19 protein-coding genes are annotated in these 18,976 nt (G+C 64.4%); 16 read left to right on the top strand and 3 right to left on the bottom strand.

Annotated elements, in window-relative coordinates; all coding sequences use genetic code 11:
- Nucleotides 1–78 precede the first annotated feature (78 nt).
- The 7 genes from H3H45_RS13060 to H3H45_RS13030 all read left to right on the top strand — a co-directional run bounded on the left by H3H45_RS13060 (nt 79) and on the right by H3H45_RS13030 (nt 8,820).
- Nucleotides 79–2,628, top strand: coding sequence for a beta-ketoacyl-[acyl-carrier-protein] synthase family protein (locus H3H45_RS13060; protein ID WP_182834181.1), 2,550 nt, complete (start codon nt 79–81; stop codon nt 2,626–2,628).
- The gene (locus H3H45_RS13055) at nt 2,621–3,865 is read left to right on the top strand and encodes a beta-ketoacyl synthase N-terminal-like domain-containing protein (protein ID WP_182834180.1); all 1,245 of its coding nucleotides are present in this window, start codon (nt 2,621–2,623) and stop codon (nt 3,863–3,865) included. The genes H3H45_RS13060 and H3H45_RS13055 overlap by 8 nt, the downstream gene beginning before the upstream one ends.
- 27 nt (nt 3,866–3,892) lie before the next feature.
- Nucleotides 3,893–5,002 carry a hypothetical protein gene (locus H3H45_RS13050; protein ID WP_182834179.1) on the top strand — a complete coding sequence of 370 codons (1,110 nt, stop codon included), beginning with the start codon at nt 3,893–3,895 and terminating at the stop codon, nt 5,000–5,002.
- Nucleotides 5,003–5,032: 30 nt separating this feature from the next.
- Complete coding sequence (locus H3H45_RS13045) at nt 5,033–5,782, top strand: ABC transporter ATP-binding protein (protein WP_220494275.1); 750 nt, start codon at nt 5,033–5,035, stop codon at nt 5,780–5,782.
- Entirely contained in the window at nt 5,775–6,494 is a 720-nt protein-coding gene (locus H3H45_RS13040) for a hypothetical protein (protein ID WP_182834178.1), read from the top strand. Before H3H45_RS13045 ends, H3H45_RS13040 begins: the two co-directional genes overlap by 8 nt.
- Nucleotides 6,491–7,816, top strand: coding sequence for an ABC transporter permease (locus H3H45_RS13035; protein WP_182834177.1), 1,326 nt, complete (start codon nt 6,491–6,493; stop codon nt 7,814–7,816). Before H3H45_RS13040 ends, H3H45_RS13035 begins: the two co-directional genes overlap by 4 nt.
- A 242-nt stretch (nt 7,817–8,058) precedes the next feature.
- Nucleotides 8,059–8,820, top strand: coding sequence for an SDR family oxidoreductase (locus tag H3H45_RS13030; protein ID WP_182834176.1), 762 nt, complete (start codon nt 8,059–8,061; stop codon nt 8,818–8,820).
- Between the two features lie 51 nt (nt 8,821–8,871).
- Here the strand turns inward: H3H45_RS13030 and fabB are convergent, their stop codons facing one another.
- Together fabB and H3H45_RS13020 are read right to left on the bottom strand one after the other, a co-directional pair.
- Complete coding sequence (fabB, locus tag H3H45_RS13025) at nt 8,872–10,095, bottom strand: beta-ketoacyl-ACP synthase I (RefSeq protein WP_182834175.1); 1,224 nt, start codon at nt 10,093–10,095, stop codon at nt 8,872–8,874.
- A 415-nt stretch (nt 10,096–10,510) separates the two neighbouring features.
- A complete protein-coding gene (locus H3H45_RS13020; protein WP_182834174.1) occupies nt 10,511–11,677 on the bottom strand; it encodes a 1-acyl-sn-glycerol-3-phosphate acyltransferase in 1,167 nt (388 codons plus the stop codon).
- A 92-nt stretch (nt 11,678–11,769) separates the two neighbouring features.
- On the opposite strand from H3H45_RS13020, the gene H3H45_RS13015 reads away from it, so the two are divergent.
- The 3 genes from H3H45_RS13015 (at nt 11,770) to H3H45_RS13005 (ending at nt 12,900) form a co-directional block, all read left to right on the top strand.
- A complete protein-coding gene (locus H3H45_RS13015) occupies nt 11,770–11,952 on the top strand; it encodes a CPXCG motif-containing cysteine-rich protein (RefSeq protein WP_182834173.1) in 183 nt (60 codons plus the stop codon).
- Nucleotides 11,952–12,212: a putative signal transducing protein gene (locus tag H3H45_RS13010; protein WP_182834172.1), complete on the top strand. Its 261-nt coding sequence runs from the start codon at nt 11,952–11,954 to the stop codon at nt 12,210–12,212. The genes H3H45_RS13015 and H3H45_RS13010 overlap by 1 nt, the downstream gene beginning before the upstream one ends.
- Before the next feature lie 70 nt (nt 12,213–12,282).
- The gene (locus H3H45_RS13005; RefSeq protein WP_182834171.1) at nt 12,283–12,900 is read left to right on the top strand and encodes an SOS response-associated peptidase; all 618 of its coding nucleotides are present in this window, start codon (nt 12,283–12,285) and stop codon (nt 12,898–12,900) included.
- A gap of 16 nt (nt 12,901–12,916) precedes the next feature.
- On the opposite strand, the gene H3H45_RS13000 is transcribed toward H3H45_RS13005, so the two are convergent.
- The gene (locus H3H45_RS13000; RefSeq protein WP_182834170.1) at nt 12,917–13,804 is read right to left on the bottom strand and encodes a LysR family transcriptional regulator; all 888 of its coding nucleotides are present in this window, start codon (nt 13,802–13,804) and stop codon (nt 12,917–12,919) included.
- Between the two features lie 113 nt (nt 13,805–13,917).
- Between H3H45_RS13000 and H3H45_RS12995 the strand changes: the two genes are divergently transcribed.
- The 6 genes from H3H45_RS12995 to H3H45_RS12970 all read left to right on the top strand — a co-directional run bounded on the left by H3H45_RS12995 (nt 13,918) and on the right by H3H45_RS12970 (nt 18,973).
- Nucleotides 13,918–15,030 (top strand): S-(hydroxymethyl)glutathione dehydrogenase/class III alcohol dehydrogenase, encoded by a 1,113-nt coding sequence (locus H3H45_RS12995; RefSeq protein WP_182834169.1) that lies wholly within the window; start codon nt 13,918–13,920, stop codon nt 15,028–15,030.
- A gap of 55 nt (nt 15,031–15,085) precedes the next feature.
- Nucleotides 15,086–15,934 carry an S-formylglutathione hydrolase gene (gene fghA / locus H3H45_RS12990; RefSeq protein ID WP_182834168.1) on the top strand — a complete coding sequence of 283 codons (849 nt, stop codon included), beginning with the start codon at nt 15,086–15,088 and terminating at the stop codon, nt 15,932–15,934.
- Between the two features lie 99 nt (nt 15,935–16,033).
- Nucleotides 16,034–16,507, top strand: a complete 474-nt coding sequence (gene ispF / locus H3H45_RS12985; protein WP_182834167.1) for a 2-C-methyl-D-erythritol 2,4-cyclodiphosphate synthase — start codon at nt 16,034–16,036, stop codon at nt 16,505–16,507.
- On the top strand, nt 16,504–17,562 hold the full coding sequence (truD, locus tag H3H45_RS12980) for a tRNA pseudouridine(13) synthase TruD (protein WP_182834166.1): 1,059 nt from the start codon (nt 16,504–16,506) through the stop codon (nt 17,560–17,562). Before ispF ends, truD begins: the two co-directional genes overlap by 4 nt.
- The gene (gene surE / locus H3H45_RS12975) at nt 17,550–18,299 is read left to right on the top strand and encodes a 5'/3'-nucleotidase SurE (RefSeq protein ID WP_182834165.1); all 750 of its coding nucleotides are present in this window, start codon (nt 17,550–17,552) and stop codon (nt 18,297–18,299) included. Before truD ends, surE begins: the two co-directional genes overlap by 13 nt.
- Nucleotides 18,299–18,973, top strand: coding sequence for a protein-L-isoaspartate(D-aspartate) O-methyltransferase (locus H3H45_RS12970; protein WP_407926698.1), 675 nt, complete (start codon nt 18,299–18,301; stop codon nt 18,971–18,973). The genes surE and H3H45_RS12970 overlap by 1 nt, the downstream gene beginning before the upstream one ends.
- Nucleotides 18,974–18,976 lie beyond the last annotated feature (3 nt).

Below are 18,976 nucleotides of genomic sequence, written 5' to 3'. Positions count from 1 at the left end.
AATAGCGAGGGTGGCCGCCGGGGAGGCGGCCACACCTTCGGGTGGCTCGTTCGAGTAGCACCGCAGAGGAGTACGGATATGGTCAAGCGCAAGCGAATAGTAGTCACAGGGATGGGCGTGCTGACGGCACTGGGCAATACCGTGGATGAGTTCCGCGAGGGCTTGTTTGCGGCCAAGGCGTCGATCCGCCCGAGCGAGCATTTCCTCAAGTATTTCGACCATGCCCTGGCCTCCGAGGTACTGCAGCCGGTCGACTACGAAGGTATCGCCGAGGAACTGCTGCCTGAGCTGGATCGCACCGTACTCTGGGGCTACAAGGTCGGGCGCGATGCCTTGGTGCAAGCCGGCCTGCTCAACGACCCGCTGTTGCAAAAGACCAGCCTGGTGGTCGGGGTGTCCTCCGCGGGCGCCGAAGCCATCATGCCGCTGATCGAAAACCGTCCGCAGGAGTTTTCCGTTCGCAAGATGGAAGTCTCCGGCAACTTTTCCTCCATCTGCCCTGTGGTCACCTCGTTGCTGGGGCTGCAGGGCGGTTTCGAACTGGTGGCGACTGCCTGTACCGCCAGTACCAATGCCATCGGCATCGGTTTCGACCTGATCCAGAACGACAAGAACCCGGTGGCGGTGATCGTCGGTTCCGACCCGGTCTATCTGCCAACCTTCGCCGGTTTCCATGCTCTCAAGGCGATGCGTGAGGAATCCTGCTGCCCGTTCTCCGGCACGCCCGGGCTGTCGATTGGCGAAGGCGCTGGCGCCATCGTCCTGGAAGAGTACGAACACGCCAAGGCGCGAGGCGCGACCATTTATGGCGAGATCATTTCCTACGCCACCTCGTCCGATGCCCACCATGAGACCGCGCCGGACCCGCGTGCCGAAGGCGCCACCCTGGTGATGCGTACGGCCCTGGCGAATGCCGGGGTCGGCCCGGAAGCGATCCAGTACATCAATGCCCACGGCACCGGTACCGAAGCCAACGACCGCGCCGAAACCCTGGCGATGAAGAAGGTGTTCCCCAACATCGCCGACATTCCGGTCAGTTCGAGCAAGTCCTACTTCGGCCATAACATCGGCTCGGCCGGGATCATCGAGCTGATCGCCTGCCTGGTCACCCTGCCCGAGGGCAAGGTGTTGCCGACCCTCAATTTCAGCGTGCCGCGCACCGGCTGCGACCTCAACTACGTGCCCAACGAGTTCCAGCAGCACGACGTCACGCTGTTCATGAAGAACAACTATGCCTTCGGCGGCAACAACTGCAGCATCGTCTCCTCGGTGAAGCCCGAGCAGGTGCCGCAGACCGAGTACCGCCCGCGGCGCGTGGCGATTACCGGCATGGGCGCGTTGAGTTCCCTGGGCTATGGTCAGGAGCAGATCAGCCAGCGCATTCGCGACGGCGAACTGGGCTCGGCGCTGATTGCCGTGAGCGACTGGCTGGACGGCGACGAGAACAGCCAGGAATACGAGAAGCTGCTGGCGGCCAACCCGCGTCTCAGCGAGATGCTGGCCGGCCTCGGTGAAGGCGATATCCGTGCCCTGCAATTCCGTGCCCATGAAGTGCGCAATATCGAGCCGCGCAAGCACCTGAAGAACTTCGACTCGCGCAAGGCCAGCAAGATTGCCACCTACGGCCTGCTGGCTCTGGAGCAGGCGCTGCAGAGTGGCGGTAAGAAGGTGCGTCACGGCGATACCGATACTGCCTTGATCATGGGCATGTCCAAAGGGCCACAGTCGACCGTGGCCAAATATGCCCAGAGCCTGTACCCGGACCCGCGCCGCGCGCGCACCTTCGAGTTCCCCTCGGCGCTGATGAACTCCATCGCCACCTTCTGCGCCATCGCCAAGGGTATGAAGGGCTACAACACCACCCTGTCGACCGGCTACAACGCCTCGTTCGGTGCGCTGTTCTACGGTTACGAGCTGGTGCGTCAGGGCCTGCAGCCGCAGGCACTGGTCGGCGGTGCCGATGAGAATGCCTATTCCTCGGCGCTGATGTCGCAGGCCGGCAGTACCCGTGTCAGCTGGACGGCCGAGGAGGATTCCTTTCAGGTTTACGGCGCCAAGCCCAGTGGTTTCGTGCTGGGCGAAGGCGCGGCCGTGGCCATGCTCGAGGATGTCGACAGTGCGCTGTCCCGCGGTGCGGAGATTCTCGCCGAAGTGGTCGGTTATGGTCGCTCCTGCGATGCCGTCTACCCGGGTGAGCCGGCGCTGGCGCGCGGCAATGCCATGACCGCGGCGATCCGCCAGGCGCTGGATGATGCCGGTCTGCGTTTTGATCAGGTCGATCTGATCTGTGGCACCAGCTGGGGCGTGGCGGAAAGCGCGGACAAGGAACTGGGTGCCGTGCGCGAAGTGTTCGGTAACGCCAGCGCCGAGATTCCGCTGGTCAACTACAACGGCTATTTCGGCTTCGTCGAATCGGCTGCCGCACTGCTCAACCTGTCGCTGGTGCTGGAAGCCATGAAGACCGGCGAGATCATGCCGATCGCTTTCACCCGCGAGTTCTGCGCCGACGACATCGCCTTCGTGCGTGAGCCGATCCAGCGTGAAGTGCGGCATGCCCTGCTGATCGGTGCTTCCGACGGCGGCAACAACTACGCCGTGGTCTTGCGCAAGGGTGCCCTGCATGCCTAAGCCCCGCGCGGCGGTGATTTCCGGGGTCGGTGCCTGTAACGGCCTGGGCCTGGATGCACCGGCACTGGTCGCGGCACTGGCTGAACAGCGCCAGGCCGACTACCAGCCGTACTTCCCGGACGAGCGCGAGGCGGCCCGTCTGGGCATGCCATTCAACCCGCTGCAGGTGGCCATGCCGGCGATGGTGAAGGGCCGCCGCAGCGATGCGCCGACGGCCCTGGTACTGCTCCAGCGAGTGATCGATGAAGCACTCAAGCATGCCGGCCTGGGGCGTGAGGCCCTGGCCGGGCCGCGGGTGCAGCTGTACATCGGTGGTCAGGGCGTGCAGCCGGAGGTGATGGAATTCACCGCCTACCTGCAGCGCAACGACCAGGAAGATCTGCAGCTCAACCCGGCGCTCAAGCAGATGCACAGTGACAACTACGCCGAGGAACGCCTCGGCCGCCTGCTGATGCAGCATTACCAACTGGCCATGCCGCCGCTGGCGCTGTCCACCGCCAGCTGCTCGAGCATGTCGGCGTTGTACCTGGCCAGCAAGGCGATCGAATCCGGTCGCGCGGATATCGCCGTGGTGGCGTCCTGGCAGCAGGTGACGTTGTACAACCTGATGTTCATGGGCGGCCTGAATGCCCTGGCGCGCTCGGTGACCCAGCCGTTCTCGGCGGCGACCGAAGGGGTGATGCTCGGTGGCGGCTTGGCCGCCACGGTGCTGGAAAGCCCCGAACACCTGGCTGCCCGTGGTGGCAAGGGGCGTCTGCGCATCGATGGCTTTGCCATGTGCCAGAGCGGTGGCTCGTCACGCGGCGGGCAATCCTTCTCGCCGGACTTCCGTTCCATCTCGCGCACCATCGATGACTCGCTGGCGCAGGCTGAAATCAGCGCCGAGCAGGTCGGCTGCATCTTCATGCACGGCAACGGCATCCGCGGCAGTGACCAGGCCGAGCTGATGGCGGTGCGCAAAGTGTGGGGCGACAACGGTATTCCGGCGGTCTCGTACAAGGCGCAGTTCGGTTATCAGGTGGCGGCCAGCGGCCTCACCGATCTGGCCATTCTCGCCGACGCCATGCAGCAACAACGCCTGCTGGCATTTCGCGCTCAGGCGCCGCTGGACAACGCCGCCGGGGTGCAGTTGCACGCCGACAGCGAACCGCTGCCGCTGGTGTCGGACAAAGTGGTCAAGCTCGCCCTCGGCATCGAGGGTTCCGTCGCGGCCTGCACGTTGGCGCGCCTGGCGTGAGCCAGGACAGTTGATAGGGAAGAGTGCATGTCCGTCGAAGAAAAGCAGTTGACCCCGAGCCGCGCCGCCAGCAGCGCCGAGTTGCTTGGCGAGGAGGGCGCCAGCAGCACGGCGCTGGCCCTGGTCGGGTTGTCCGTGGTGCAGCCGGAGCGCGCGCCGTTGCCCTATGCGCAGCGCTGGTTCCGCGCCTGGGAGGGCGAGTTGTATCGCCGTGCGGTGCGCAAGACCGGACGCCGGCAGTGGGATCTGAGTCGCTTCAGCGTCGATGGTGGCCCCGAGGCGAGCAAGGCCGGTTACCGGGAAACCCTCGCGGCCGTCGGCCAGGCCGCCAAGCAGGCACTGGCTGCGGCCGAGGCCAGTTGCGGTCGGCGCAGTTCGCGTGAGCGTCTGGCCCTGGTCTATTCGGATTTCTGGGGGCAGTGCTCGCACCTCGAACATGCCTTTAACTGGCGTGATGGTTTCGATCTGGACGTGATCCCCAAATTCCTCCTGCGCGAGCATGCGGTGGATGGCTACTCCTGCAAGGTGCAGGCGGGGCGTTCTGGCTTCGTGCAGAGCCTGCGCGTGGCGGGCGAATTGCTCAATGGCGGCGATATCGACAGCGTGCTGCTCGGCGGGGTGTTTCGCTTCTACCCGGCCCTGGGTTTCTCCGAGGCGATCGGCAATGCCGAGCAGGAGCGGCGCTGGCTGGGCAAGGGCGGTCAGCACAATGCGCCGATCATCGAACGCGCCGGTTTCATCGTGCTCAAGCGTGCCGACGCGGCACTGAAGGCCAAGACCGCGCCGGTGCTGCTCGGTGCGCCGCAGTACCTGGCCGTGCCGGCCCGGCGTGAGGCCGCAGCGGCGGCGCTGCGCCAGGCCTGGTCGGCGCTGCTGCCGGAGCCACGGGCGATCATCTATGGCGGCCACTACCCCTCCAGTCTGCTGGCGGCGGTGGAGGGCAGCGCGGCTGCGGCCATGGGCGATCAGCTGGTCTACGAAAACCTCTGCCGGCGCTTCGGCGACAGCGGCGGCATCAATCCACTGCTGGCGCTGCAGCGTTATGCCGAGCGCAAGGCCGCCGGCCACGATGGCGTACCGGCAGTCCTGTCGCTGAGCGACAGCCACGGCGGCACCTGGATGTTGCGGTGCCAGTGATAACGGATTTCGCGCCAAGGGGGCGGGGCCATGCAGGCTGATAACGGCGCGCCGGCAATTGCCGGCGCTGAAGGTAAGCGGATGCAGATCGTCAATGCCACGCAGCTGCCGATCGTGCGGCTGGGGCAGGTGGAGAAGCGCTACGGCAAAGGCGAGGGCAGTGTGCACGCGTTGCAGGCCATCGACCTGGTGGTCGAGCGGGGCGAGTTCGCCGCCCTGGTCGGCCAGTCCGGCAGCGGCAAGAGCACGCTGCTCAACCTGATTGGCGGCATCGACAAGCCGAGTGGCGGTCGCGTGCATTTTCTCGGCCAGGACCTGGCCGAGCTGAATGACCGCGAACTGGCCCAGCTGCGCGCCCAGGAAATCGGTTTCATCTTCCAGTTCTTCAATCTGCTGCCGGTGCTCAGCGTGTTCGACAACGTCTACTACCCGCTGATGCTCAACGGCTACAAGAAAGAGCAGGCACGCCGCCAGGTGATGCAGGCGCTGGAGCGGGTTGGCCTGGAGAAACATGCCATGCGCCCGCCGACCGAGCTGTCCGGCGGCCAGCAGCAGCGCGTGGCGATTGCCCGGGCGCTGGTGAAGAAGCCGGCCCTGGTGATCGCCGATGAACCGACTGGCAACCTGGACTCGGAAACCGGCCGCTCGGTGCTGGAGCTGATGCAGGAAATCAATCGCGAGAACGGCACCACCTTCATCATTTCCACCCATGCCGACTCGGTGCGCGATGTTGCCAGCCGGGTCATCCGCATCGCCGACGGGAAGCTGCAACATGCTTAAGCGCCTGCCCCTGTTGCTCACCCTGATGCTGGCCGGCGGCGTACAGGCCAGCGTTCAGCCACCTGCCACGCTCGACGCCTATCGTGCGCAAAGCCGTGCCAGCCTGGACGCCCTGCTGGCTGACGGTTCGCTGAGCGCGGCGCGTGATCGCGCCATTCTGGCCGTGGTCCAGGCGCCCAGCGATGGGGTCGCCGAGCAGACCATCGAAGCCCTGGCGGCCTACCGCGAACAACACCCGGATGACCTCTACGCCAAGATGTACGAGGGTTACGGCTGGCTGTTCACCGCTGGTGAATACGTCAAGAAGCAGAACTACTTCCGCGCCGCCGAACTGGCCAAGCGCGGCTTCTTCCTGATCGATGAGGCCGTTGACCAGCAGCCGGACGACTGGCGCCTGCGCTTCCTGCGCGCCCGCCTGGATGTCTACGTGCCAGCCGAGTTCGGCCGTCATGTGGTGGCCCTGAAGGACCTCGACTACCTGCGCCAGCGCCAGGGCGAGTTGCCCGCGTCCCTGGCTGCGCTGATCGATTTTTTGCAGATACGTGCCCTCGACGCAGACGGGCAACAGGCCCAGGCCGAGCAACTGCGTGAGCAATTGCGCCGTTCGCCAGTGTGGGCCGAACTGCTGCAACAACCTGCGCCAAGTCGGTTGTTTCTCACCAGCGAAGAAATTCAGTACGTGCTGGCACCGATTGTGGAGGGCGAACAATGAGCGAGCTGCTGTATTACCTGGCCAATGCCATCATCGCCTACGCCTTGCTGCTGGTGCTGTGGACGGCCCTGAAACGACCGACTTCGATCCGTTACGCCTTCGCCAACCTGTTCCGCCAGCGGCGCCGCTCCGGCATCACCCTGCTGGCGATCATCATGGGTGGCGGGGCGGTGTTCATCTTCGGCGGTTTCGTCCAGCACTCCTTCTCGTCGCTGCGCGAGCAGACCATCCGCACCAACCTCGGCCATCTGCAGCTGTATCGCGAGGGCTACCTGGCCAGCGGCGCGACCAACCCGTTGCGTTACGGCATTCCCGGCTACGAACAGATCAAACGGGTACTGGCCGAAGATGCCGAACTCGGTCCCATGCTCAAGACCGTGACCGGGCAGATCGAGTTCTCCGGGATCGCCTCGCACTATGAGTCGGAGACCTCGACCTTCATTTCCGGCGTCGGTATCGAGCCGGCCAGCTCGCTGACCCTCGGTGCGCTGGATCGCATCGTCCTCGGCAGCGACCTGTCGCGCATCGACGGGCTCGGCGCGACCATCGGCACCGGCGTGGCCAAGGGGCTGTCAGCCGGCTATGACGCTGACCTCGACCTCCTGGTGGTCAACCCCACCGGCGGGCAGAACGCCATGTCGGTGACGGTACGCGGGGTCATGCAGTCCGGCATCAAGGAGTACGACGACCGAGCCCTCAAGCTGCCGCTGAAGACCGCTCAGGACTTGCTGGAGACCGACGAGGTCAGTCGCATCATTATCCTGCTCAACGACACCGAACAGACCGATGTGGCCCTGCAGCGGGTGCAAACCCTGATCAAGGAACGGGGCCTCAAGCTCGAGGTACGGCCCTGGTCGGAGCTGGCGGTGTACTACCACCAGGTAGTCAGCCTGTTCGACGGCATCTTCTTCTTCATCAAGTCGATCGTCAGCGTGATCGTGGTGTTCATGATCGGTAACACCCTGATGATGAACGTGGTCGAGCGCACCCGCGAAATCGCTACCCTGCGCGCCCTGGGCCTGACCCAGCGTGAGGTGGGGCGGCTGTTCATCCTCGAGGGCATCTTCATCGGCCTGCTCGGCGCGGCGCTCAGTGTGGCGGTGGGCATCGGCCTGGCCGAGCTGATCAACATCAACGGCCTGCCGATGCCGCCGTCACCCGGATACACCAAGGGTTACCTGGCGTTCATCCTGTGGGACGAGAACTTCAACCTGTTCTGGTTCACCTGCGCCCTGGCCATAGTGACCGCTGTATTGGCCTCGATCATTCCGGCCAAACGCGCGTCGAAGTTGCTGATTGCGGAGGCCTTCCGCTTTACCTGAAACAACGTAACAAGTAATTAGCAAGGTAATGCCCTTGGCGGTACTCGTGAAGTTTTGCAAGTCGTTGTGCAGTTATAGACCTGTGATGAGTGGGGCGATGAAAGTTACTCGAATAATGCACGGGTAATGCTCATAAAGTTGTCAGTGAATCCGCGAAAGTTGTTCCGTGGTTAATAAGAAATGCGCAGCCGCGGCGAATGACTGACGGACCATGCGCTTCATCATCAGGGGGAAAAAAAGTTATGAGTGGCCAGCGGGAAACTGTTCTTATCACCGGGGCTGCGCGCGGCATCGGCGCGGCTATTGCCGAACGCTTTATCGAAGACGGCTACGACGTCATCCTCAATTTCCGCCGCGCCCAGGGCAAGGGGGCCGCCAGCGTCGACAAGCTGGTTGAACGCGCCGAGGCACGCGGTGTGCGGGCCTACAAGGCACTGGCGGATATTTCCGAAACGCGTGACATCGAACAGATGATCAAGAATCTGCAGGTCGAGGGCGTGGAGCGCATCGATCATCTGGTGCTCAACGCCGCCAGCGCCCCGTTCAAATCGATTCGTGAGTTGACCAAGCACGACTGGAAGGAGCTGTTCGGCACCAGCCTGATCGGCAACGTCGCCTGCATCAACCACGTGGTGCCACTGATGCCGGCCGGAGGCACCATCTGCGCCATCTCCGGTGTCGGCTCCCATGCGGTATTGCCGAACTATCCGCTGGGTCTGATGAAGGCCGCGCTGGAAAACCTGGTGCGCTATATGGAAGTGGACCTGTACGACAAGGGCATCCGCGTCAACGGCGTCTGCGGCGGCGTGGTCAAGAGCGAGATGCTGCCGTACCTGTCGGAGATGTGGCCGGGGATGATCGGGCGCCTGGAGTCGGTGGGGCGGCGCTGGGCCCTGGAGCCGATGGAGATCGCCAATATCGTCGCCTTTCTTGCCTCTGATCGCTCTACCGCGATTCGCGGGCATATCGTCATGGCCACGGGCGGCACCGGTCTGGCCGCCTGACCATTAATCTTGCCGCCGGCCTGCTTGCAGGCTGGCGGCAAGATCAGTCGATCATTCGCCTTGCCAGCGCTTCAGCACCAGGGTGGCATTGGTGCCGCCGAAGCCGAAGCTGTTGCTCATGATGGTATTCAGCGTGACGTTCTCGCGGGTTTCGCGCAGCACCGGCATGTCGGTCAGTTCGGGGTCAAGGTTGTCGATGTTGGCCGATGCGGCGATGAAGTTCTCGCGCATCATCAGCAGGCAGTAGATCACCTCATGCACGCCGGCCGCCCCCAGAGCATGGCCAGACAGGCTCTTGGTCGAACTGATCAGCGGCATGTCACGGCCGAACACCTTGCGCACGGCTCGCATCTCCGCCAGGTCGCCGACCGGCGTTGAGGTGCCGTGGGTATTCAGGTAATCGATCGGCTCGGTGACCCCGACCAGGGCATCCTGCATGCAACGCATGCCGCCTTCACCGCTGGGCGCGACCATGTCGTAGCCGTCTGACGTGGCGCCGTAACCGATGATTTCCGCATGGATCTGCGCGTTGCGTGCCAGGGCATGCTCCAGCGCTTCGACCACCACGATACCGCCCCCGGCCGCGATGACGAAGCCATCGCGGCGCGTGTCGTAGGGCCGTGAGGCCTTCTGGGGGGCGTCGTTGTACTGGCTGGAAAGGGCGCCCATGGCATCGAACAGGTAGCTCTGGCTCCAGTGCTCCTCCTCGCCACCCCCGGCGAAGACGATGTCCTGCTTGCCCATGCGAATCTGTTCCATGGCGTGGCCGATGCAATGCGCGCTGCTGGCGCAGGCCGAGGCTATGGAATAGCTCAGGCCCTTGATGCGAAAGGGGGTGGCCAGGCAGGCCGAGACGGTGTTGCTCATGGTGCGCGGTACGCGGAAGGGGCCGACCCGGGCGATGCCTTTCTCGCGCAGGATGTCCATGGCTTCCATCTGGTTGAAGGAGGACGCCCCGCCTGAGCCGGCGATCAGCCCGGTGCGCGGGTTGGAGACCTGGGCGTTGCTCAGGCCGGCATCCTTCACCGCCTGCTGCATGGCCAGGTAGGCATAGGCGGCGGCGTCGCCCATGAAGCGTTTGACCTTGCGGTCGATGTTCAGGCTGTCCATGTCCAGCGGCACGGCGCCGCACACCTGGCTGCGCATACCGACTTCGGCGTAGGTCGGGTTGAAGCGGATACCCGAGCGCCCTTCCCGCAGGCTGGTGCTGACGCTTTGCAGGTCATTGCCCAGGCTGGAGACCAGGCCCATCCCGGTGATCACGACGCGGCGCATGTGCAAATCCCTTTAGAAGCTGGCGGTGGAGCCGGTGCAAGTGACGGTCATAGGCCGCTCAGATTCTGCTGGCTGAGCAGGTATGCCTGAGCAGTCAGTAGTGCCGGTTTTTCCTGTGAGGGTAAATAAACAAAGTTTGCCTTAAATTGCCAGTTGCTTTTGTCGGAGTTGCGCTGAAATAACGAAAATAGTTTCGCCAGTTGACGAAGGTAGGCGCTCGGAAGTTGTCCACTTGTTAAAGATTTTATGTGCCGATCTGGTGCTGCGCTTAATGCGAGCGTGATGAACATTTAGTGGCAAGTTAAAGGGCGCTTAGTTGCCCTGAAAGAGAGCATGAAAGTTATCGACAGCAAGTAAAGCTTGGCAAGGGGGCGGGGTATGTACCCGCTGCCGCGTGGCGGCAGCGGGTTAGGGATTACAACGGCAGACCAGCCTTGATCCGGTACTGGTTACGCACCGGTGTGGCGTACTGGCGGATCAGCCAGGGGCGTTGCTCGACCGGGCAGGCATCCAGGCGTCGTTGCCATTCGCCACGGGCCTTAGCCAGCTCTTCGGCGGCGAACAGCTGCTCGGCTGTCGGCACCTGCAGCGCGCTGTCGCGTTCGTCCCATTGGCTATAGGCCAGGTAATGCACAGGGAACAGCCGGTAGCCGCCGAGAATGTGCTGGTCCATCAGGCTGGCCAGCTGCTTGGCATCCTCGAAGCCTGCGGTCACTGGTGCACCGAAGTGGATATGCACGCGGCCTTTGTAGCCGGTGATGCCCAGGGCGATGCTGGCGTCATCCTCGCCAGGCGCCTTTTCGTAGCTGCCTGTGGTGGCGCGGATCGACAGTTCGCGGGCCTTGGCCTGGTCGCAGGGGTCGTACTCGTAGCTGATCGACACCGGGATCAGGTTGAGCGAGCCAAGCACGTCGGCGAAGGCCTCGTCCTTGCGACTCATGTGGAACATCTTGAGGATCGCCGAGTCGGTGCGGTCGTCACCGTCCTTGGCGCGGCCTTCGGCCTGGGCGATCCAGATCGACTGACCGTCGACGCGGATCGAGTGGTTGATATAGGCCGACAGCAGCTGGAAGGCTGCCAGCTTCTCGCGCCGGCCGCTCAGCGAGCGGTGCACGATGAAGCTCTTGTTCAGGCGCATCAGGTCGCTGACGAAGGGCCGTTGCAGCAGGTTGTCGCCGATGGCGATGCGCGGTGTCGGCAGGCCGGCGTGGAACACGGCGTAGTTGACGAAGGCCGGGTCCATGACGATGTCGCGGTGGTTGGCGAGGAACAGGTAGGGCGTGCCCGCCTTCAGTTGTTCCAGCCCGGAGTAGGTCACGCCATCGGTGGCGCGCTCGACGGTATGGTCGATATAGGGCTCGATGCGTTCTTGTAGAGCACTCACCGAATTCACATCGGCCAGCTGCTGACGCAGCCGATGGGCTATAAGAGGTTTAAGCAGCCAGCCGAATGGCCCGGCCAGACGCGGGAAGCGGAAGCGCGTCAGGGTGCCGAGGAAGATCGGGTCGGCCAGCAGGCGGGCCAGGACGGCAGGGACTTCGTGGTCGGCGTAGGGTCGGATGGAATCGAATTCGCCCATCATGCTCTCGTTGTTCAGGTGCCTAGGCTCAGGGGGACTCCCGCGAGCCTGCAATAGACCGGCGATTGTAACCGCAAGTCACAGTGGAGGTCGTGATGCTGGAATCACAGGCGTATCAATGTCCCTATTGCGGTGAACCGGCGGAGGCGTTGCTCGACCTTTCTGCCGGCGATCAGGAGTACGTCGAGGATTGCCCGGTGTGCTGCCGGCCGATCATCTTCGACCTGCGTACCGACGGCGATGACTGGTCACTGGATGTGCGCACGGAGAACGACTGATGCAGCGTATCTACGAACCGCAGGACCTGCTGGAGGGTGAGCTGCTGCTGGGTATGCTGGCCAGCGAAGGGGTGGATGCCCACCTCGCCGGGCGTCACCTGCTCGGGGCGATCGGCGAGCTGCCGGCGCTGGGGCTGCTCGGCTTGCTGGTGGAAGATCAGGATGCCGAACACGCACGCCGCCTGATCGATGCGTACAATGCCGCCGCGCCCTTGCCGGGCGAAGAGCCCGATGCCAGCCCCGGTATCCTGCTCTGCTAGTTTTTGCGGCCCGCCTGGCCATCGGCGCGTCGCGGTCTTTCCGCCCTGTTGATGTTGAGCCCGTTGCCTTATGAGTGGACGTTACGGCCTGTTTCGTTGGTCGCAAAGCCTGGCCACATTGCCCGGTTTCCCTGCCGGGCAGGCGCCACACTGGAATCTCGCGCCGGGCAATCAGGTGCTGTTCCTGCGCCATGTCGGTGGCGAGCTGCATGCTGCCAGTGGCCGCTGGGGGCTGACCCCAGCCTGGCTGAACGACCTGAGCAAGGCACCGTCCCATGCCCGCGCGGAAACCCTCAGCGAGCAGCCGATGTTCCGCGAGGCGTTTCGTCAGCGCCGCTGCCTGCTGCCGGCCAACGGCTTCTACGAGTGGCGCGGCGAGCTGCGCAAGCGGCCATTCTGGCTGACCGGCGAAGAACCCCTGCTGCACTTCGCCGCGCTGTGGGAAGCCTATCCGGCGGGTGATCAGCTGTACCTGAGCGTGGCCATGGTCACCCAGGCTGCTGCCCATCTGCGCCGGCCATTGCTGCTCGACGAGGCGCAGCAACAGGCCTGGCTGGCCGCAGATACCCCCCTGGCCGAACTGAACAGCCTGCTGCTGACACCGACTCCGCCACTGCGCGAGCGGGTGCTGGCCAATCTGGTCAACGATCCCAAGTTCGATGCGCCGGAGTGCCTGACCCCGGCCTGAGTCACGGGCGCAACGTCTATTGGTACTCCGGCCGCTGCGCCAAGCCTTCCTTCAATAGATCGACCAGCTGGCGCACCTTCGGTGACAGATGCCGCTGCTGCGGATACAGCGCCCAAACTGCCGTGTGTGGCGGCTTGTGCTGGGCCAGCAGGTCGACCAGCGCGCCGCTGCGCAGGTGCGCCTGTACGTAGTAGTCGGGCAGCTGGCACAGGCCGAAGCCGCGCAGCGCCGCATCCAGCACCGCCTCGCCGCTGTTGCAGCGCCAGTTGCCTTGCACCCGTAGCGACAGTTCGCGGCCGTCCTGCTGGAAGCTCCAGCTGTCGCTGCTGCCGATCAGGCAGTTGTGTCGCGCCAGTTCGGACAGCGAGTGCGGCCGGCCGTAGCGCTCCAGATAAGCCGGCGCCGCGCACAGGTGCATGACCCGTGGTGCAAGGCGTGTAGCGAGCATGCGCGAGTCCTGCAGGCGGCCGAGGCGGATGGCTAAATCCAGGCCGCCGTGCAGCAGGTCGAGGGTCTGGTTGCTCAGCTCGATCTCCACCCGCAGTTGCGGATGGCGCTGCATGAAGTCATTCACCAGCGGCACGATGAAGCGCTCGCCGTAGGCCACTGCGCAGGTCATGCGCAGCAGGCCCTTGGGTTCGCCGGCCAAGTCGCCGACCGCACGCAGGGCTTCCTCGCGTGCGTCCTGCAGACGCTGGCAGTGTTGCAGAAAGGTCTGCCCAGCCTCGGTCAGCGCCACCTTGCGCGTGCTGCGGTAGAACAGACGGGTCTGCAGGCGTTCTTCCAGCTTGGCCACCTGGCGACTGACCTGTGAGGACGACAGGCCCAGGCGCTCGGCGGCAGCGCTGAACTGGCCGCACTCGGCGACCGCGACGAATTCATCCAGGCCTTCCCAGCGGTTCATATGATTGGATTATCCCTGGCTGGCAATAATGTTTTGCTTGGTGGCGGATTATCCAGCAAAACGCACTGATCTACACTCTGCGCCACTTTCTACCAGCCTGTTGGAGAACCCTCATGATCAAGTCCCGCGCCGCCGTGGCTTTCGCCCCGAACCAGCCGCTGCAAATCGTCGAAGTGGATGTGGCGCCGCCCAAGGCGGGTGAAGTGCTGGTGCGCATCGTCGCCACCGGCGTCTGCCACACCGATGCCTACACCCTGTCCGGCGCTGACTCCGAGGGCGTGTTCCCGGCCATCCTCGGTCACGAAGGCGGCGGCATCGTCGAAGCAGTGGGCGAGGGTGTGACCTCGCTGGCGGTCGGCGACCATGTGATCCCGCTGTACACGGCCGAGTGCCGCGAGTGCAAATTCTGCAAGTCCGGCAAGACCAACCTGTGCCAGAAAGTCCGCTCCACCCAGGGCAAGGGCCTGATGCCGGACGGCACCAGCCGCTTCAGCTACCAGGGCCAGCCGATCTACCACTACATGGGCTGCTCGACCTTCTCCGAGTACACCGTGCTGCCGGAAATCTCCCTGGCCAAGATCCCCAAGGAGGCGCCGCTGGAGAAGGTCTGCCTGCTCGGCTGTGGCGTCACCACCGGCATCGGCGCGGTGCTGAATACCGCCAAAGTGGAGGAGGGCGCCACGGTGGCGATCTTCGGCCTGGGCGGCATCGGCCTGGCGGCGATCATCGGCGCGAAGATGGCCAAGGCCAGTCGCATCATTGCCATTGACATCAACCCGGCCAAGTTCGACGTGGCCCGTGAGCTGGGTGCAACCGACTTCGTCAATCCCAAGGACCATGACAAGCCTATTCAGGACGTGATCGTCGAGATGACCGATGGTGGCGTCGACTACAGCTTCGAGTGCGTCGGCAACGTCAAACTGATGCGCGCCGCGCTGGAGTGCGCACACAAGGGTTGGGGCGAGTCGGTGATCATCGGCGTGGCCGGTGCCGGCGAGGAAATCAGCACCCGCCCGTTCCAACTGGTGACCGGTCGGGTCTGGCGCGGTTCTGCCTTCGGTGGCGTGCGTGGCCGCACTGAGCTGCCGAGCTACGTCGAGAAGGCGCAGAAGGGCGAGATCCCGCTGGATACCTTCATCACCCACACCATGGGCCTGGAGCAGATCAACGAAGCCTTCGACCTGATGCACGAAGGCAAGAGCATCCGCACCGTTATCCACTTCTAAGCGCTGACGGCGCCCGGTTTACCACCTGGGCGTCCGTGCATTCGAGGATTGCCCCATGAGCCTGGAAATCGTCTCCAGCAACAAGAGCTGTGGCGGCTGGCACAAGCGTTACCGCCATCGCTCCAGCACACTGAGCTGCGACATGCAGTTTGCCGTCTACCTGCCGCCGCAGGCCGAGCAGGGCGCCAGGTTGCCGGTGCTGTACTGGCTGAGCGGCCTGACCTGCACCGATGAGAACTTCATGCAGAAGGCCGGCGCACAGAAGCTCGCCGCCGAGCTGGGCCTGGTCATCGTTGCGCCGGATACCAGCCCGCGCGGCGCCGAGGTGCCGGGTGATCCGGAGGGCGCCTGGGACTTCGGCCTCGGCGCCGGCTTCTACGTCAACGCCAGCCAGGAGCCCTGGGCACGTCACTACCGCATGCACGACTACGTGGTGCATGAGCTGCCGGCGCTGATCGAGGCCAACTTCCCGGTGTCGGACAAGCGCGGCATCAGCGGCCACTCCATGGGTGGCCACGGTGCGCTGGTCTGCGCCTTGCGCAATCCGGGTCGCTATCAGTCGCTGTCGGCCTTCGCGCCGATCAGCAATCCGAGCCAATGCCCCTGGGGCGAGAAGGCCCTGGGTCGCTACCTGGGCGAAGACCGCAGCCGCTGGCGCGAGTGGGATGCCTGTGCCTTGCTGGCCGAGGCGACGGAGAGGCTGCCGATCCTGGTCGACCAGGGTGATCGCGATGACTTCCTGGCCAAGCAGCTAAAGCCCGAGGCGCTGCAGGCTGCCGCCAAGGCCGCCGGCCATCCGCTGACCCTGCGCCTGCAGCCGGGCTACGACCATAGCTACTACTTTATCGCCAGCTTTATCGACGACCATCTGCGTCATCATGCGGCGGCCTTGCGCAACGCGTAGCCCGGATGAAATCCGGAATATTGGCTCCCCGGATTTCATCCGGGCTACGGGGCAATCCGGTTAGAATCACGCCCTGACATATTCAGGGCGTTGTTTTTTATGCGTATCGGCCATGGCTACGACGTGCACCGCTTCGGCGAGGGCGATTTCATCACCCTGGGCGGCGTGCGTATTCCACATAAATTCGGTCTGGTTGCCCATTCCGACGGCGACGTGCTGCTGCACGCGCTCAGCGATGCCTTGCTCGGTGCCGCGGCGCTGGGCGATATCGGCAAGCACTTTCCGGACACCGACCCGACCTTCAAGGGCGCCGACAGCCGTGCGCTGCTGCGCCATGTGCTCGGCCTGATCCATGCCAAGGGCTGGCTGGTCGGCAACGTCGACGCCACCATCGTCGCCCAGGCACCGAAGATGGCGCCGCATATCGAGACCATGCGCGGGCTGATCGCCGCCGACCTGCAGGTCGAGCTGGATCAGGTCAACGTCAAGGCCACCACCACCGAGAAGCTTGGCTTCACCGGTCGTGAAGAAGGCATCGCGGTACACACCGTGGCACTGCTGGTGAAAGCATGAACGAGGCGCAACTGCTCGGCCCACACGCCCATGGCGAGGCCTGCGGGTGCGCCGTGCTCAAGGCTACGGCGGAAGACTTCCAGGTCGACGAAGTACTCGACATCCCGCTGTCCGGCCAGGGCGAGCATCTCTGGCTGTGGGTAGAGAAGCGCGGGCTGAATACCGAGGAGGCTGCGCGCCGTCTGGCTCGGGCCGCGGGCGTGTCGCAACGCAATATCAGCTACGCCGGGTTGAAGGATCGCCAGGCGCTGACCCGCCAGTGGTTCAGCCTGCACCTGCCGGGCAAGGCCGATCCGGACCTGAGCGCGGCCGAAGGCCACAGCCTGAGCATCCTCAAGAGCGCACGGCATTCGCGCAAACTGCAGCGCGGCGCCCATTCGGCCAACGGCTTCACCCTGCGCCTGACCCAGTTCGACGGCGACAAGGCCGCCCTGGAGCAACGCCTGCAGCAGATCCAGGCCCAGGGCGTGCCCAACTATTACGGCCTGCAGCGTTTTGGCTTCCAGGGCGGCAACGTCTTCGAGGCGCGCCAGTTCGCCGAGCGCCACGAGTTGCCGGAGCAGCGCAACCTGCGTTCGCGCCTGCTCTCGGCGGCACGCAGCTACCTGTTCAACCGGGTGCTGGCCGAACGGGTGGCGGCGGGCAACTGGAACCAGGTCGCGGTCGGCGATCTGCTGGCCTTCACCGACAGTCGCAGTTTTTTCATGGCCGGCGAAGCCGAGTGCAGCGATCCGCGCCTGGCCATTCTTGACCTGCATCCCACCGGCCCGCTGTGGGGCGCCGGGCCGTCACCGGCAGCCGGTGCGGCGCACGCGCTGGAGCAGGGTGTGGCGGTGAGCGAGCAGGCATTGGCGGACTGGCTGGTCGAAGCGGGCATGGCGCACGAACGGCGTATCCTGCGCCTCCCCATCGGCGACTTGTCGTGGCATTATCCGGAGCCTGACATTCTGCAACTGCACTTCGTCCTGCCGGCCGGATGCTTCGCCACCGTGGTGGCGCGCGAACTGGTCGATCTACTGCCGGCAGGGCAGACGGAAAATCCATGCGAATTCTGATTTCCAACGACGACGGGGTGATGGCGCCCGGTATCGCCGCGCTGCATGGCGCGCTGGCCGACTACGCCGACTGCGTCATCGTGGCTCCAGCCGAGGACAAGAGCGGCGCCAGCAGCTCGCTGACCCTCGATCGTCCGCTGCATCCGACGCGCCTGCCCAATGGCTATATCAGTCTCAATGGCACGCCGACCGACTGCGTGCACCTGGGCCTCAACGGCCTGTTCGAGCAGGTGCCGGAGATGGTGGTGTCGGGAATCAATCTGGGCGCCAACCTGGGCGACGACGTGCTGTATTCCGGCACTGTGGCTGCGGCCCTGGAAGGACGCTTTCTCAACCGCCCGGCGTTTGCCTTCTCGCTGCTGTCACGGCAGACCGACAACCTGCCGACCGCCGCCTATTTCGCCCGCAAGCTGGTCGAGGCTCATGAAAAGCTCGACCTGCCGCCGCGCAGCGTGCTTAACGTCAACGTGCCCAACCTTCCGCTGGAACGTATCCGCGGCATCCAGCTGACTCGCCTCGGTCATCGTGCCCGTGCCGCGGCGCCGGTCAAGGTGGTCAACCCGCGCGGTAAGGAAGGCTACTGGATCTCGATTTCCGGTGATGCCGAAGACGGCGGCCCGGGTACCGATTTCCACGCGGTGATGCAGGGCTACGTGTCTATCACCCCATTGCAGCTGGATCGCACCTTCAATGATGCCTTCGCCAGCCTCGAAGGCTGGCTGGAGGGCTTGCTCTGATGCGCGGCCAGGATCATCTGCAGCGCCACGGCATCGGCATGACCTCGCAGCGCACCCGCGAACGCCTGATCGAGCGCCTGTACGAGGAAGGTCTGTCCAATCCGCACGTGCTGGAAGTCATCCGCCGTACGCCGCGTCACCTGTTCGTCGATGAGGCCCTGGCCCATCGTGCCTACGAGGACACCGCGCTGCCGATCGGGCACAACCAGACCATCTCCCAGCCTTACATGGTCGGACGCATGACCGAGCTGCTGCTGTCCGCCGGACCGTTGGATAAGGTGCTGGAGATCGGCACCGGCTCCGGCTACCAGACCGCCGTGCTGGCGCAACTGGTTGAGCGGGTGTTCTCGGTCGAGCGCATCCAGAGCCTGCAGGATCGTGCCAAGGAGCGCCTGGCCGAACTCAAGCTGCGCAATGTGGTATTCCGCTGGGGTGATGGCTGGGAAGGTTGGAACGCCTTGGGCCCTTATAACGGCATCATCGTCACCGCGGCGGCGGCAGAAGTACCGCAGGCGCTGCTCGAACAGATGGCTCTGGGCGGCCGCCTGGTGATTCCGGTCGGCGCCGGCGATGTGCAGGAACTGCTGCTGATCGTCCGCGAAGAAGACGGTTACTCCCGGCATGTGCTGGATGCAGTGCGCTTTGTGCCGCTGCTCAATGGACCAGTGGCCTGAGCG

The organism is Aquipseudomonas guryensis (assembly GCF_014164785.1).
Taxonomy (GTDB): Bacteria; Pseudomonadota; Gammaproteobacteria; order Pseudomonadales; family Pseudomonadaceae; genus Aquipseudomonas; species Aquipseudomonas guryensis.
This window is presented reverse-complemented; position numbering and strand designations above follow the sequence as displayed.

Excerpts from the sequence above, each read along its gene's own strand:
- H3H45_RS13060 (WP_182834181.1), top strand. The coding sequence starts at position 79 with ATGGTCAAGCGCAAGCGAATAGTAGTCACAGGGATGGGCGTGCTGACG.
- H3H45_RS13050 (WP_182834179.1), top strand. The coding sequence starts at position 3,893 with ATGTCCGTCGAAGAAAAGCAGTTGACCCCGAGCCGCGCCGCCAGCAGC.
- H3H45_RS13000 (WP_182834170.1), bottom strand. The coding sequence starts at position 13,804 with ATGAACCGCTGGGAAGGCCTGGATGAATTCGTCGCGGTCGCCGAGTGC.
- fabB (WP_182834175.1), bottom strand. The coding sequence starts at position 10,095 with ATGCGCCGCGTCGTGATCACCGGGATGGGCCTGGTCTCCAGCCTGGGC.
- H3H45_RS12970 (WP_407926698.1), top strand. The coding sequence starts at position 18,299 with ATGCGCGGCCAGGATCATCTGCAGCGCCACGGCATCGGCATGACCTCG.
- H3H45_RS13010 (WP_182834172.1), top strand. The coding sequence starts at position 11,952 with ATGCAGCGTATCTACGAACCGCAGGACCTGCTGGAGGGTGAGCTGCTG.
- H3H45_RS13040 (WP_182834178.1), top strand. The coding sequence starts at position 5,775 with ATGCTTAAGCGCCTGCCCCTGTTGCTCACCCTGATGCTGGCCGGCGGC.
- H3H45_RS12995 (WP_182834169.1), top strand. The coding sequence starts at position 13,918 with ATGATCAAGTCCCGCGCCGCCGTGGCTTTCGCCCCGAACCAGCCGCTG.
- H3H45_RS13005 (WP_182834171.1), top strand. The coding sequence starts at position 12,283 with ATGAGTGGACGTTACGGCCTGTTTCGTTGGTCGCAAAGCCTGGCCACA.
- H3H45_RS13035 (WP_182834177.1), top strand. The coding sequence starts at position 6,491 with ATGAGCGAGCTGCTGTATTACCTGGCCAATGCCATCATCGCCTACGCC.
- surE (WP_182834165.1), top strand. The coding sequence starts at position 17,550 with ATGCGAATTCTGATTTCCAACGACGACGGGGTGATGGCGCCCGGTATC.
- truD (WP_182834166.1), top strand. The coding sequence starts at position 16,504 with ATGAACGAGGCGCAACTGCTCGGCCCACACGCCCATGGCGAGGCCTGC.
- H3H45_RS13015 (WP_182834173.1), top strand. The coding sequence starts at position 11,770 with ATGCTGGAATCACAGGCGTATCAATGTCCCTATTGCGGTGAACCGGCG.
- H3H45_RS13020 (WP_182834174.1), bottom strand. The coding sequence starts at position 11,677 with ATGATGGGCGAATTCGATTCCATCCGACCCTACGCCGACCACGAAGTC.
- ispF (WP_182834167.1), top strand. The coding sequence starts at position 16,034 with ATGCGTATCGGCCATGGCTACGACGTGCACCGCTTCGGCGAGGGCGAT.
- H3H45_RS13045 (WP_220494275.1), top strand. The coding sequence starts at position 5,033 with ATGCAGGCTGATAACGGCGCGCCGGCAATTGCCGGCGCTGAAGGTAAG.
- fghA (WP_182834168.1), top strand. The coding sequence starts at position 15,086 with ATGAGCCTGGAAATCGTCTCCAGCAACAAGAGCTGTGGCGGCTGGCAC.
- H3H45_RS13055 (WP_182834180.1), top strand. The coding sequence starts at position 2,621 with ATGCCTAAGCCCCGCGCGGCGGTGATTTCCGGGGTCGGTGCCTGTAAC.
- H3H45_RS13030 (WP_182834176.1), top strand. The coding sequence starts at position 8,059 with ATGAGTGGCCAGCGGGAAACTGTTCTTATCACCGGGGCTGCGCGCGGC.